The organism is Cyclobacteriaceae bacterium (assembly GCA_030584025.1).
In the GTDB taxonomy this organism is placed as follows: domain Bacteria; phylum Bacteroidota; class Bacteroidia; order Cytophagales; family Cyclobacteriaceae; genus UBA2336.
In genome coordinates this window covers 2,650,397-2,664,049 of record CP129487.1, presented here as the reverse complement: position 1 = coordinate 2,664,049, position 13,653 = coordinate 2,650,397, and the positions used below count along the sequence as shown (strand labels likewise).

At 41.6% G+C, this 13,653-nt stretch carries 15 protein-coding genes and 1 tRNA gene; 7 read left to right on the top strand and 9 right to left on the bottom strand.

Going from position 1 to position 13,653, the window contains the following annotated elements:
* Window positions 1–16 precede the first annotated feature (16 nt).
* Together dnaN and QY309_11920 are read left to right on the top strand one after the other, a co-directional pair.
* Window positions 17–1,141, top strand: coding sequence for a DNA polymerase III subunit beta (gene dnaN / locus QY309_11925; GenBank protein WKZ58573.1), 1,125 nt, complete (start codon window positions 17–19; stop codon window positions 1,139–1,141).
* 162 nt (window positions 1,142–1,303) lie between these two features.
* Window positions 1,304–1,999 carry a hypothetical protein gene (locus tag QY309_11920; GenBank protein WKZ58572.1) on the top strand — a complete coding sequence of 232 codons (696 nt, stop codon included), beginning with the start codon at window positions 1,304–1,306 and terminating at the stop codon, window positions 1,997–1,999.
* On the opposite strand, the gene QY309_11915 is transcribed toward QY309_11920, so the two are convergent.
* A complete protein-coding gene (locus QY309_11915; protein WKZ58571.1) occupies window positions 1,996–2,499 on the bottom strand; it encodes a metallophosphoesterase family protein in 504 nt (167 codons plus the stop codon). The two genes, QY309_11920 and QY309_11915, sit on opposite strands and share 4 nt — an antisense overlap.
* A 127-nt stretch (window positions 2,500–2,626) precedes the next feature.
* Here QY309_11915 and QY309_11910 point away from each other — a divergent pair, with 127 nt between their 5' ends.
* Complete coding sequence (locus QY309_11910; GenBank protein WKZ58570.1) at window positions 2,627–5,077, top strand: DUF5916 domain-containing protein; 2,451 nt, start codon at window positions 2,627–2,629, stop codon at window positions 5,075–5,077.
* Between the two features lie 144 nt (window positions 5,078–5,221).
* Window positions 5,222–5,815, top strand: coding sequence for a hypothetical protein (locus tag QY309_11905; GenBank protein WKZ58569.1), 594 nt, complete (start codon window positions 5,222–5,224; stop codon window positions 5,813–5,815).
* Window positions 5,816–5,817: 2 nt separating this feature from the next.
* Here QY309_11905 and QY309_11900 read toward each other — a convergent pair whose 3' ends face one another.
* Window positions 5,818–6,618 (bottom strand): glycoside hydrolase family 16 protein, encoded by an 801-nt coding sequence (locus QY309_11900; protein ID WKZ58568.1) that lies wholly within the window; start codon window positions 6,616–6,618, stop codon window positions 5,818–5,820.
* A gap of 51 nt (window positions 6,619–6,669) precedes the next feature.
* Between QY309_11900 and QY309_11895 the strand changes: the two genes are divergently transcribed.
* Window positions 6,670–6,742: transfer RNA gene (locus QY309_11895), tRNA-Gly, on the top strand.
* A 25-nt stretch (window positions 6,743–6,767) separates the two neighbouring features.
* Window positions 6,768–7,742: a YafY family protein gene (locus QY309_11890; GenBank protein ID WKZ58567.1), complete on the top strand. Its 975-nt coding sequence runs from the start codon at window positions 6,768–6,770 to the stop codon at window positions 7,740–7,742.
* 470 nt (window positions 7,743–8,212) lie between these two features.
* Here the strand turns inward: QY309_11890 and QY309_11885 are convergent, their stop codons facing one another.
* The 5 genes from QY309_11885 to QY309_11865 all read right to left on the bottom strand — a co-directional run bounded on the left by QY309_11885 (window position 8,213) and on the right by QY309_11865 (window position 12,185).
* Complete coding sequence (locus QY309_11885; GenBank protein ID WKZ58566.1) at window positions 8,213–8,815, bottom strand: DDE-type integrase/transposase/recombinase; 603 nt, start codon at window positions 8,813–8,815, stop codon at window positions 8,213–8,215.
* An 83-nt stretch (window positions 8,816–8,898) separates the two neighbouring features.
* A complete protein-coding gene (locus tag QY309_11880) occupies window positions 8,899–10,014 on the bottom strand; it encodes an alpha/beta hydrolase (GenBank protein ID WKZ58565.1) in 1,116 nt (371 codons plus the stop codon).
* A gap of 624 nt (window positions 10,015–10,638) precedes the next feature.
* Window positions 10,639–10,965, bottom strand: a complete 327-nt coding sequence (locus QY309_11875; GenBank protein ID WKZ58564.1) for a cupin domain-containing protein — start codon at window positions 10,963–10,965, stop codon at window positions 10,639–10,641.
* Between the two features lie 9 nt (window positions 10,966–10,974).
* Entirely contained in the window at window positions 10,975–11,334 is a 360-nt protein-coding gene (locus tag QY309_11870; protein WKZ58563.1) for a cupin domain-containing protein, read from the bottom strand.
* The gene (locus tag QY309_11865; GenBank protein ID WKZ58562.1) at window positions 11,331–12,185 is read right to left on the bottom strand and encodes a CPBP family intramembrane metalloprotease; all 855 of its coding nucleotides are present in this window, start codon (window positions 12,183–12,185) and stop codon (window positions 11,331–11,333) included. Before QY309_11865 ends, QY309_11870 begins: the two co-directional genes overlap by 4 nt.
* A gap of 185 nt (window positions 12,186–12,370) precedes the next feature.
* On the opposite strand from QY309_11865, the gene QY309_11860 reads away from it, so the two are divergent.
* Window positions 12,371–12,694, top strand: coding sequence for a helix-turn-helix domain-containing protein (locus QY309_11860; GenBank protein ID WKZ58561.1), 324 nt, complete (start codon window positions 12,371–12,373; stop codon window positions 12,692–12,694).
* Window positions 12,695–12,776: 82 nt separating this feature from the next.
* On the opposite strand, the gene QY309_11855 is transcribed toward QY309_11860, so the two are convergent.
* Together QY309_11855 and QY309_11850 are read right to left on the bottom strand one after the other, a co-directional pair.
* Window positions 12,777–12,926 carry a hypothetical protein gene (locus tag QY309_11855; protein WKZ58560.1) on the bottom strand — a complete coding sequence of 50 codons (150 nt, stop codon included), beginning with the start codon at window positions 12,924–12,926 and terminating at the stop codon, window positions 12,777–12,779.
* Between the two features lie 102 nt (window positions 12,927–13,028).
* Window positions 13,029–13,652 carry a hypothetical protein gene (locus QY309_11850; GenBank protein WKZ58559.1) on the bottom strand — a complete coding sequence of 208 codons (624 nt, stop codon included), beginning with the start codon at window positions 13,650–13,652 and terminating at the stop codon, window positions 13,029–13,031.
* Window position 13,653 lies beyond the last annotated feature (1 nt).

Below are 13,653 nucleotides of genomic sequence, written 5' to 3'. Positions count from 1 at the left end.
AATCAACAACCACGAAATGAAATTCATCGTCAACTCTGCTTACCTGCTCAAGCAGCTATCGAATATTAACGGAGTGATCACCACCAACCCGGTTGTGCCCATCCTGGAGAACTTCCTGTTTGAGTTGGATAAGGGAAGCCTTACGGTTACCGCTTCCGATTTGCAAACCTCGATGATCACCGAATTGCAGGTAGAGTCGAAAGAGCGGGGTAACATTGCTGTTCCGGCTCGTATCCTGCTGGAGACGCTGAAGAACCTGCCCGAACAGCCGGTTACATTTTCGATAGATGAGTCGACTTACAGCGTAGAAATTATTTCTGATAACGGCCGGTATAAACTTTCCGGTGAAAATGCCACCGACTTCCCGAAGGTGCCTTCCGTAAGCAATGATTTCTCAGCCGAAATTTCTTCGGAGGTGCTGGCCCGCGCCATCAACAATACCATTTTCGCTACCAGCAACGATGAACTGCGCCCGGCCATGACAGGTGTGTATGTGAACCTGGGCGAGAAAAACGCAACGTTCGTTTCAACGGATGGTCATCGGTTGGTACGTTACCGCAGAGCCGATATTAAATCCGATAATGGCAATGCCATCATCATTCCGCGTAAAGCGTTGAACTTGTTGAAAGCAACCTTGCCAGGTGAAAACACTCCGGTAAACATCGACTTTAACCTGTCCAATGCATTTTTCAAGTTTGGAAACATTCGCATGATCTGTCGCCTGATTGATGAGCGTTTCCCGGATTACGAGAACGTGATTCCAACGCAGAATCCAATCAAGATGACGATTGGTCGTTCAGAAATTTTGAGTGCATTGAAGCGTATTTCCATTTACGCCAACAAAACTACGCACCAGGTTCGGTTGAAGATTACCGGCAGTGAATTACAAATTTCTGCTGAAGATCTTGACTTCTCCAACGAAGCAAACGAACGCCTGTCGTGCGAACATGAAGGTGAGGATATTGAAATTGGTTTTAACGCCAAGTTTTTGATTGAGATGTTGACGAATTTGGATGCCGACCAGATAAAACTAAACATGTCAGCCCCGAACAAAGCCGGAGTAATTTTCCCTTCCGATCAGGATAAGAGCGAAGATATACTGATGCTGGTGATGCCGGTCATGTTAAATCAATACGTATAAAAAATATTTTTGAATAGATAAAGGGTCAGTTCATGAATGAGCTGACCCTTTTTGTTATATTGAAGTTCAATTTTAAAATGATAAGAAATGTTCACTGTCCCCAGAGTATTCATTTTTTTGAGCCTTATAGTATTGGCTTCTTCCTGCGCTTTTCACTCGGGTATGATCACAAATTCCCGGTTAAGTAATCCACGGCTTACCTACGACTATAAAGATGTGGCAGTAGGGTATAGCAAGGCAAATTATTTTCTTGGTCTCGGAGGCATGAAGAAGGATGCTATGCTCAACGATGCCAAACGTCATATGTATTTATCGTATCCGTTAAAGCCTAATCAGGTATTTGATAACATTACACTGGATCGGAAGTCAACCTATGTGTTTCCATTTGCTAAAACAGAAATTATTCTGGTGGCTGATGTCATTGAACTTGACTCGGCTCACCAGATGAGCATGAGTGAAGGGTATTTGGATGCACTGGCCCGATCTGCTGTAAAATCGAAAGAAAATATTTCAAATTACGAACCCGTTTTCTTGTTGGAAAATGGAAAGGCCTATGGTGGAAGAGTGGTCAGTATTGGTAAGCGAAAAGCCACGGTTTTCTATGTAAATGCAAATGGCTTAATTCGGGTAGGCAATAAGCGGTACAGAGATATTTTCAAAACGCAGAATCTGGAGGAGCAGCAGCGCAAAGTAGGTGTTTCAATTGGTGAAGAATGGAACTTCTCCTTGCATCGCTCGGTAAAATCTTATTTTAATCTGCAGGGTAAAGTAATTGGTATGAATAGCAGTCGACTTTTGCTGGAAACAAAATCCGGATTTCAATCGATAAGCATAGAAGAAATTGCAGGTAAAAACTAAAGTGCTCCCCGCTTACCCAGTTCAATCACTTCCATATTTCTAATTTCCTTTTCTTTCAACTCAAAACGAACTAGTGTTTTGATGTGATGAAAGCCATGGTTACCCGAGGCACCTGGATTCAGGTAGAGCATGTTATTGAATTTCGGATCGCGCTTTATCCTGAGAATATGGGAGTGCCCGCAGATGAAAATGTCCGGAATGCGTTCTGTCAGAATCTTCTTCACACGTGGATTGTAGTTGGGTGGAGCTCCGCCAATATGCGTCATCCAGATGGTAAGCCCTTCAACGGTAAACCATAAGTCTTCCGGTAAGTTATTCTGTAGTGTCCGGTTATCAATGTTGCCGAACACGGCACGTACGGGTTTGAACGCTTCTAGTTCATGAAGTAAATCCTCATCGCCAATATCACCAGCATGCCACACTTCATCACAATGCTTGAAGTGTTCGAATATGGATTGATCCAGAAACCCATGTGTATCCGACAGCAGTCCTACTTTCATCTCAACCTGTTAAAAATTGCCTTTTGTAACGATAATCTTACCAGTCATAAAGATTGGGAATTTTTTAACAATTCGGACGTAACCATGGCGTACAGGAAGGAGTATCTATACACATCTTCCAAACCCCATGAAGCACCTGACCGCCTTGCTTGCCGTGTTATGCCTGATAGGCTCTTCATTCCTTGTATCGGCTACCGATAAAAAGGAATTCAAAGCGAAGCGGGTGGAGGATGCCCCACGCATTGATGGAATTTTAGATGACGTGGCCTGGCAGGAGGGTGGTGAACAGGCTCAGTTCTTTCAGTTCTCACCCGACAATGGTAAACTATCCGATTTCAAAACCACGGTACTGCTGGCATATACCGATCGGGCCATCTATGTGGCCGCCCGAATGTATGATCCTGAACCGGAAAAGATATTACGCGAGTTCGGCTTGCGAGATGATGGTGACCGAAATGCGGATGCCTTTGGTTTTTTGATTGATCCGTACAACAGCGGCATCAATGCCTTTTCCTTTTTTGTAACAGCCGCGGGCGTTCAGGCCGACTTTTTGGTGACCGGAAGTGAATTTGATGCCAGTTGGGATGCGGTTTGGAAAAGTGCCATGAAGATGGATGATGAAGGCTGGATCGTGGAATTTGAAATACCGTACTTCGCCATCCGTTTTCCCAAGCAAGAAGTTCAGCATTGGAGTGTCAATTTTTACAGAAGGGTTCAACGTAAACAGGAAGAGTCGTATTGGAATCTCGTAGATAACGGAATCCAGGGAACGGTGAATCAATTTGGAGTACTCTCGGGCCTGGAAAATATCGAACCACCCCTTCGTCTTTCGTTTTCACCCTACGTTACATCAATCTATACACACGATGGTCATGCCGGTGCCGGTAAGTTTTCATTTGCCGGAGGGATGGATTTAAAATACGGCTTGAATGAAAGTTATACGCTCGACATGAGCCTGATTCCTGATTTCAGCCAGGTGCAGTCGGATAACATTGTGTACAACATTTCTGCATTTGAAGTGATGTATAATGAAAATCGCCAGTTTTTTACAGAAGGCACGGAGTTGTTCAGTAAATCCAATCTCTTTTACTCAAGGCGCATTGGCCAAACCTTTGGTTCGGTTGAGTATGATGCCGAAGCTGAGGAAGTAGTAAGCGCACCAACGGCTGCCAACCTCATCAACGCGACAAAAATATCCGGAAGGAATAAAAAGGGACTTGGCCTTGGCTTCTTCAACGCGATCACCAACCGCACACATGCTACAATCCGGAATCTGGAATCGGGTGAAGTACGCGAACAACAAGTTGATCCGTTAACTAATTTTAATGTACTGGTGGTTGATCAGAACCTGAAGAACAATTCCAACATCAATTTTACAAATACCAGTGTAATACGTGGAGATGGCGGACGTGATGCCAACGTAACTGCGTTGCGCGTAAGCCTTCGCAATAAAACAAACACGTATCAGGCGAGTACATATGCGGCTGTAAACGCGATTATGCAACCGGGTGAAAGTACGGATGTTGGGTACAAGTATTTTGTTGAGCTCGCCAAAATCAGCGGTGTATGGCAATACGGTTTGGGTCGAAATGTAGAGAGCGACAATTATAATATCAACGACCTGGGTTATTTGCAGGCACCAAACGAAATATCACACTATGGCTGGTTGCGGTACAGTATTCTCAAGCCGAAAGGCATTATCAACACCATGCGCACCACCTTAAATCTATTTCATGAGCATCTGTATGAGCCAAACACCTTCACGTCATTTCAATCGCATGTAAACATCAATGCACAGTTTAAAAACTTTTGGTGGGCCGGCTTTAACATCGGAGGTCGACCGATAACATCGCACGATTATTTTGAGCCGCGTGTTCAGGGTAGGTATGTGATCCTTCCGGCAAATTTCAATTTTAATTTTTGGGTAGAGAGTGATAGTCGGAAGCCATTACAGGTAAATGGTTATACCGGTCAGTGGTACAGACCCGATTGGGATCAAACGTTTCGGTGGTGGGGTGTTTACTTCCGGTACCGCGCTAGCAACAAGCTTTCGTTCAATACGGAAATTAATTATGAGCGTGGCAACGGTAGAGGCTTCGCCACAAAATTATATGATGAATCGGATAATCTTTCGGATATTATTTTCGGTACGCGCGATATGGTGATTGCCAGTAACATTGTGGGATTGAATTACACCTTTAATAATAAGATGGGGTTAACACTTCGCGTTCGTCATTATTGGTCGAAAGTGAAGTATGAAGAATTTTTCAGTTTAGGTTCAACCGGTGAATTAAATGATACGGATTACATGGGCATTGATGAGGATGGACGCCCAGCGCACGATGCCAACTTCAATGCTATGAATGTAGACCTGGTTTATTTCTTTCAGATCGCTCCAGGTTCGTTTTTGAATTTTGTATGGAAAGATGCGATCCACACCTTCACCAACGATACCGATCCCGATTATTTTACCAATGTGCGTGATGTGTCACGGTCGCCACAGGTGAACAGCATCTCCCTCAGGCTTACCTATTTCATCGATTACCTGACACTAAAGAAAAGTCTTTCGCGGAACTAAGTAGTGTGCGTGTTTGAGCTGTGATCAACAACTTATCGTGGCTAACATTGCCTTTAGCGGAAAAATCGGGGATTCAAATAAGTACTATTTACTGGTAGAGTCACAGGATTTACTTTTAGCGTTCACCTGATAAAGCCGGTCGATATGAACAGAGTAATTGCCTTTTTGATTCTTTTGGGTATGACTACTACAGCTACATGGGCCACGAATCCAGAAGAACAGCAGCCTACGTTACAGCAACAGTTTCAAGGAATACGCGACAATGCAGAGTTTATTGATCCATTCCGCATGGTGCGGGCGTACCAGGTTGAAAATTTCTGGAAGGCAGTTCAGGATACACTGAAGTCGAAAGATGAAGCGTTGGCCGTGGCGCAGCAAAAAATCTCTTCCGTAGAGGGTGAGGTGGCATCACTAAAAAATACAATTAAGGAAAAGGATTCTTCGGTAGAAGAGATGGCCTTTGCGGGTTCGCATATTGCATTTTTGGGATGGGATGTTCCAAAAGGCAGTTTCATTTGGATCGTGGTAGCCATTACAGCGGGTTTACTGGTAGTAATGGGTATGTTGTTTTTTTCTCTTCGATTAGCGCTGCGGGCCGCACGCGAGTCACGTGATTTGTACAACGAGGTGAGTGGGGAGTTTGAAACCTACAAACGCAATACGGTAGAAAAGGAAGTGAAGCTCTATCGCGAATTACAGGATTACCGCAATCGCATTACCGAATTAAGAAGCGCCTAACCTTACCGGTAAACACGAACGTAATCGACTTCCATGCGCTGTGGCCAGATGGAATCATCTACGCCTTGCATGCCGCCCCAGTTGCCACCCACAGCAATATTCATAATCAGGTGAAAACGCTTGTCGAACGGCCAGCCAATATAGTCCTCGTTTTCATCGCGCGTCACGCTGTGGTATAAGGTGTCATCCACAAAAAAGTCAATTTTGTTTTCGCGCCAATCGATGGCGTATACATGAAATGCATCCTGGCAATCGGCAATGGAAATTATGCCTTCTTTTTGCGTGCGTTTGTGATGGTTATATTTTTCCGTATGTATGGTTCCGTGAATCATACCCGGATCAAATCCAACGTGCTCCATAATATCAATTTCGCCTGAAGCTGGCCAACCTCCGTACGACCAATCGGTGGAGAGCATCCAGATGGCGGGCCAGGTGCCTTTACCACGTGGTAGTTTTGCTTTTACTTCAATGCGTCCGTACAACCAATCGCCTTTGTTTTTCGAAACAATCCGCGTGGAAGTATACGTTTTGCCCCCCAGTGAATCGTTGTGTGCTTCAATAATCAGTACTCCGTTCTCAACCCGCACATTTTTTGAATCATTGGTGTAGTACTGAAGTTCATTATTTCCCCAATCGCAAACATTCGGGCAGCCATCCCCCAGGTCGTAATTCCATTTGGTGGTATCAGGTATTCCAGTGTAATCAAATTCATCTGACCACACTAAAGCAGTTCTTTGATTTATGCAGGAAACGAAACTTAGCAGTATAAAAAGCTCAAGGGAAGAAATAGGGAAAAATTTCATTGACGAGTTGTTTAACGGGAGGATAAATATCCATAATTTTCATAACTATTCGCGGGAGTAGCTCAGCTGGTAGAGCGTTGGCTTCCCAAGCCGAAGGTCGCGGGTTCGAGCCCCGTTTCCCGCTCATTATTTTGTATTAATCCCAATTGATGAACCGAATCGATCGCCTTACTGCTATTTTAATTCAGCTTCAAACCAAAAAAGTAGTGAAGGCACAGGAAATTGCCGATCGGTTTGAAATAAGCCTGCGCACGGTTTACCGCGATGTGCAGGCCTTGATGGAAGCCGGTGTGCCCATTGGCTCAGAGGCGGGTAAGGGTTACTTTATTGTAGATGGCTACCACCTGCCTCCGGTTATGTTTACCCAAGATGAAGCCAGCGCCATGTTGCTGGCCGGTAAACTGGTAGAGAAGATGGGTGATAAATCGGTGCGGCAGGCATTTGATACGGCCTTGCAGAAGGTAAAGGCTGTGCTGAATGAAACCGAAAAAGATCACCTGCAAAATTTGGAGCCACATATTGAAATTTATTTGCGGTCGCGGTATGAGCATCGCGAACGCGATGGTTTCCCCGATCATTTTCTTACCGAGATTCAGCGGGCACTAGCTAAAAAGCAGGTGTTGATCATTGATTACAGCAATAGCAAGGAGGAGGTAACGAAGCGTGAGGTTGAGCCGATTGGTATTTTTTACTACAGCATGACCTGGCATTTGATCGGCTGGTGCCGGCTGCGAAATGATTACCGCGATTTCCGTTCGGATAGGATCAAACACCTGGAAAGTTCAAGCCAAACATTTGAAAGCCGAAACCTGATGTCGTTGCAGGAGTATTTCAATACCATATTTCAGAATAACAGCTCCCTGATCCGCGTATCCGTATTGTTTGATAAAGCAGCGTTGGGCGGCCGCCCGATTTTCGGAAGCATTTCCCAAACCGATCTGGGTTACAGACTTCGTGTAGAGTTTATGATGGATAACCTGCGTCACCTGGCGCATTGGTTGCTGACGTACGGGAGTGCAGTTGAAATTGAATCACCCGATGAGCTTAAAACTATCATGGCTGAACTGGTGGAGGAGTTGGCTGGGTATTATAGTGGGCATGTTGGCGAGGTAAGCCGGAGTTGAGACTAAATTTGAAAACGTTTTGTGTTTGCGCAGTGGTGGGACTTTGGAACACTTCACTGTCCCACGTGACCAAACGTTGAACGAAGATATAAACTTATAGCTACACCGAACCCCACCATTGCGCAAACATTTTGTTGCCAGACGTAGGGTCATTCTCCTCACTTCATTCGTAGCCTGCATTCCAGTCACCCGATAATTTACACCAAACTTTATTAGTAGAAGTGCGGTGGGGCTTTTTTCATTGCCACTTTATCAACTTACACTGCACTGAGCACACTCTTTGACTGGCTTTGGATGTGGGTTGTATGTGCGGCCAAGCAATGTGTGTGCGATTTAGTTGTTGTCATTTCACAAGGTCTTACAACACAATATTTTTCTTATAAGAAACACGTCAGCCATAACTCAATGATAGCTAATTTGTGCACAGTTTGAAAGTCGTCTCGATAAATTTTAAGAGTCCAATGTCCCTGTCAGTTGGCTTTGCACCCGAATAGGCAACCCATACACGCATGAGTCTGGTTGTACGCAACTCGTTTGTGGTATGCTTGTATCGTTTGTTCTCGGATTTTTCTAAAGTTCACAGTCTTTCTCCCGTAAGCCTCTCCCGGAGTCAGTCCGAATAATGAACCGTGTGGTCTTTTGTCGTTGTAGTCGGGTACAACAACTTTTTCCATGACTTTAATAAGCTCTTCTTCGTTGTGGATATTTCTCGGGTAGAGGTAGTAATATTTAATAATCTTGTTTAATGATTCCACCGCTGAGTTTGATTTCAAGATGTCTTTCCTGGCCACCAATTTGTCAACGGGGTATTTTTCCAATAATGTTTCTACTTTTTTATTTTTGTTCTCCGAACCACCATCAACAATCAATTCGGTTATTTCTTCTTGATTCGGTTTTATTCCAGCGTTAATGATAGTCTCTTCAAATGTTTCAATTCTCACTTTAGCATAAATCTTGTCCGACACACGCCATGAGGTAATGTAACGCGCAAAATTATCCATGACCAGATAGATATAGGAAATATTTCCGTCTGCTGTTTGAAACTGTGTTATATCCGCATGCCATGGCACCATTGCAGAAACATTTTGTTGGCGGTAGTTGGGCTTCCTCTATGTTCGTATTCGAGTCCTCAGTTTAAAGTCGATTGATTTAATAGTCAATTATCCGTAGCATGTTCACGAACAATTTGATTAAACTTTTCAACTTCTTCCATATTTGGACTATGCGCGGAGTTTTCAAATATGTAGAACTCTTTTATTGGAGCTTTTAGTTGGTTAAAGAAATCCTTGGCAACCGGATAAGGTGTCTGGTAATCATATAAACCCTGAAGAATATAAACAGGAACTTGCATGCTATCAATTTCATTGAAAAGATTAGTATCGATCACCTCTTTCCATAAGTACTTGGCTGAAAAGTCACTGCCTTTTAAGTAGTTGAACTTTTCTTCAATTGTGTATTCATGAGTAAGAAAAATCATCTTAACTAAGGGCAATATTCCCCTCATTTCTCGCATTGCGCCACCACCATACTTCATAACATAATTTCTCTCAATACCGATGAAAGCATCCCAAGCCGAATTGAATTCATCTAAATTAGCATAACTTTCAGAATGATTAGGGAAATTTAAATTAGCCAAATCATTGATGCCCGCTATGTCATTTTGTAATTGAGCCTGGTTTTTAACCCATTCAAATGAAACAAGTTCCCCCATGTATTGATGTCCTATTTGACCCACACCAAAATAGGCATGAAAAAGTTCAGGATATCTATTGGCTGTTAAAATCCCTAGTAGGGATCCCCAAGAATGTCCCATAATGTAAATTTTGTCTTTTTTGAATCGCTTGGTAAGGTATTGGCTGAGTTCACCCGCATCTAAAATAAATTGCTCCAAATTCATTGACTTAGGTGGAATATCAGGATTATAGGATTTTCCTGCTCCCCTTTGTTCCCAGTACACCATTACGAAATCATTTTCTATTAACTGGTTTGTTTCTTTCATCATACCAATCTCTGGTCCGCCCGGGCCTCCATGAACAAACAACATTACTGGCTTGGTTGAATCGGCACCACGAATTATTATATATTGTTTCAGGCCTCCAATTTGAAGTGTATCGATGATTGAAATGCTGTCTGAAATTGTCATACCACTTTTATCTGTAATAGGGTCAGCTTCCCCGGGGCTATTAATCCACCATATAGTCACTAAGCCTAAAGCTAGTGTCAAAAATGCTAAGACTATGTATAAAATTACCTTCAGAATTTTCCTTATCATGTGTTATAGCTATTTTAAATTTGTCAGTTAATCAAAAATGTATAGAAATAAAATCAATAAACATTTTGTCCACCTCTAAAAGCTGGCCGAGTACACCAACTTCCCTTACTGTCCTTCATTTTAATTTTATTCTTCACCGTCTGCCTGAGTTGTAACTCTGCCATGTGTTGTAAACTGTCAGCGAAGTTTTTGAATTTTGTCGACCGAATTTGTCAGCTTACACTTCTCAGTCTACAAGCCGGCCCAAATTTCCACCAGTCACCCGCAGCCGGCATAGAAATCACGGTGTTGGCAGTAGTAGGGCCCTTTACCACACTTTACTCGTAGCCTTGTCTTTCGCTCTCGTTAAAGTTACACCAATCTTCATTAGTCAGTCGCGCGGTGGGGCATTTTTCATTGACCACTTTGTCCGCTTACATTGGACTGAGCACACTCTTTGACTGGCTTTGGATGTGAGTGGATGTGTGGCCTGGCAATGTGTGTGGGATTTAGTTGGGGTCATTTCACAAGGTCTTACAATACTTATTGATATTTTTATAAGAAATGACATAACTCAATGATTGGAATTTTGTCCTTCGTTCACAAAAATGTCTCTGATTAGGTTGAATTCCACAAGGAAGATTCTCATAGGTTCTTATAATCCTCTCTAACGGGACTAAAGACATCAAAAATCTTACAGTTAGATAGGGCTACTCCACCATGAACAACATTTGAAGGAATTATAGCAATTAATCCGTTCTCATATATTTTGGTTTCACCATCTACTGTCAATTGAAACTTGCCCTCTACAACCTGTGTAGTTTGCTCATGAATGTGAGAATGTAGTGGTATGGATGCACCTTTTTCGACTTCCCAAAAAGCCAGTGTTGTATTTTCGGTGTGTATGAATCTCCCTTTAAAACCTTTAATGATTTCTTTGGGCTCGATTTTTGAAATATCTACGGTTGCCATGCTGGTAGTTTAATAGATTTGTTCTTCAATTGATTTACTAATAGCTGATTTCACCTTGCCGGTATGTTCGGTAGTCTTTGATTCAATTAGCATAACCAGGCATTCCGCTGTTGAGGAAACACGGTGGTATGTTCCTTTCTTCACAACTAACAAGTCGCCCTTTTTCATCATAAATTCCTGTTGATTCTCCATTTCCATCAGCAGTTGCCCGTCAATGATATAGAATAACTCATCTTCATTCTCATGATTATGCCAAGGGACTTCTTGTCCTTTTATTTTTACGACTTTAATATACTGGTCATTTACTTCACCTATAATCCTTGGTGAGAAATAGTTGTCAAGACTTAAAAAAGCATCTTTCAAATTCATCTTTTAAACAGTTTGCTTTTTACAATTTTACCCTCGCTTTTTGCACGATAATAAAGTGTTATTCCAATAAGCAATAAAAATGTTGCTGTAAAAATTGAACCTTCAATTCCAACTGCACCGCCAGTTAATAGTTGATGACCATTAAATTTTGATTGAATGATACTGCCCGCATCATTTAGCCCTGTGAGATTTGAGCCATAAAAAGGCTGAGCAAAATTCCACCCTAAATGGAAGAAAAAGGGTAGCCATATTCTTTTAGTATAGATGAACATCATTGCCATAGTAAACCCCCAAATCATATAAAAGAAAAGACTAAATAGGTTGGAATCGGGATTAAAAATGTGCTGCATTTCTACTAGCATTCCAATAACGAGAGTTAGATTAGTGCCTAACCAATTTTCACACACCCTGATTATTAATCCTCTATGAAATAAATCTTCAACTATGGCCGCAAACATTAATAGCGTGAAAAACTTTATTGAATAGTGAGCTGTTGAAATACTAATAACCTGATAATTCCCTAATAAGTATAAAATGAAAATAGATAATGAAATGGTTAAAAAACCAAAGAAAAACCCTCCAAACATTTCTTTAAAAAAGTATTTTATGGATAGCTCTGTTATTTCTCTTTTATCATATAATCGGAATAAATAGTAATAAGCGGCTAATAAAACTATAATGGAAATACAATGAATGATGGGGTTGGCAATATTTTTATCTTGAATAATGCTGTAAAAAATTGGCTTTAATACAAAGTTTTGAATTACTACGAATAGTGAGAAGCAAACGACAATGCCCACGATAATTTTAGTAATTGGAAAGTACAGTACTCTTTTGATTGTGGCATTCATAATTTTTTCGATTTGTTGTCGCTTTGATTTGGAATTTGGTGAACGCGTTACCCGGTATCTCCAGTATTTAAAGTTTGTGTAAATAGAAATACATAATACCTTTATAACAAGTACATACAAAAATGTACCTTACATACCAGAACTATACTATTGTTGATTGTCAACACTTTAAAAATTTCAAGAAAGTGAAAAAGAAATCGAGTAAAGCATATTGCGCAGTGGATTACGCCTTTCAACGAATTGGAGGAAAGTATAAAGGAAGAATTTTGTGGGTCTTGAAAGATGGTCTTTTACGTTATGGAGAGTTGAAAAGAGCAGTGGTGGGGATAACGCCAAAAATGCTTACCCAGACTCTAAAAGAGCTGGAAGGTGACGAACTTATTACAAGAAAAGTCTATCTGGAGGTTCCACCAAGAGTGGAGTACGCACTTACTTCTACCGGGAAGGAGTTGATTCCGTTTATTAAGCAAATGCGCGCCTGGGGTGAAAGGCAAATGTCTTTAAAGTGAATGGATTTAAATTCCATGTGCATCGTCAATCATGTCACTTGATACGAAGCCATCCCGGTCCACCGTCCAGCCAAAAGATTGGTTATGATACGTTTGCATGAGCAGCCTTAATAATTTGCACAGGGATTTTTAATACTCTTGAACCAGGTTTACTTCTATCTTCTGGAACCATTGGTTCACCTCTCAGTAAAGCATACTCTTGATCCTCAATTTTTAACACTTCTTTCTTCAATAGAGTAAAACCCACATTGTTTTGAGAATAGACCGCTGTAAAAGGTTGTAGAAGTCTCCCAATGCATTTTGTGGTATTTTTTCTGTATTCATAAATGATCAATTAAAAATTAAATCCGAAATGCAGGCCTGGTTCTGGTGTATATTTTGGCCACTTGTCATCTTGTTGTTTAAAACCATCAGGCATTTCAGTGTAATAAGGACGGAAAGCGATACCAAGTGATGGTTCTATAAAGAATCTATCATTAAAGAGTTTAATGTGATAGCCAACGCGAGTAGTGCAGAATAACTGAAAACCACTATCCACCTTGTTCCCGTTTTCATCCTTAAATATTTGATATGTAGGCATTACGTGTTGTGCTGCGTAAAGCCCTTTCCAGAAATACCTCTGATAGGCAAGAGCAATACCATATTCCCTTATATACCCTGGAAATTCATATTCAGGATCTCCATATGAATCGTTATAAAAGGGATTCATACCAAGTGGCCAGGCATATTTCCAAGTTATTAGTTCAATTGAAACAACATCCTTTCCTGTAATCCGATAACCTAAATTAAGTTGAACGAAGCTGGGGGGATTTGTGGGAGCCAAATTACCCAACATAAATAGTGTACTGCCAATAAAGTGTTTTCTGAAAGTATCGTCCTTTTTTGCATATTGAGCATTCACCTGTACACTGCTTACCACCATGAAGGCCAGTCCAATACTTAAAATTTTATTTTGCATT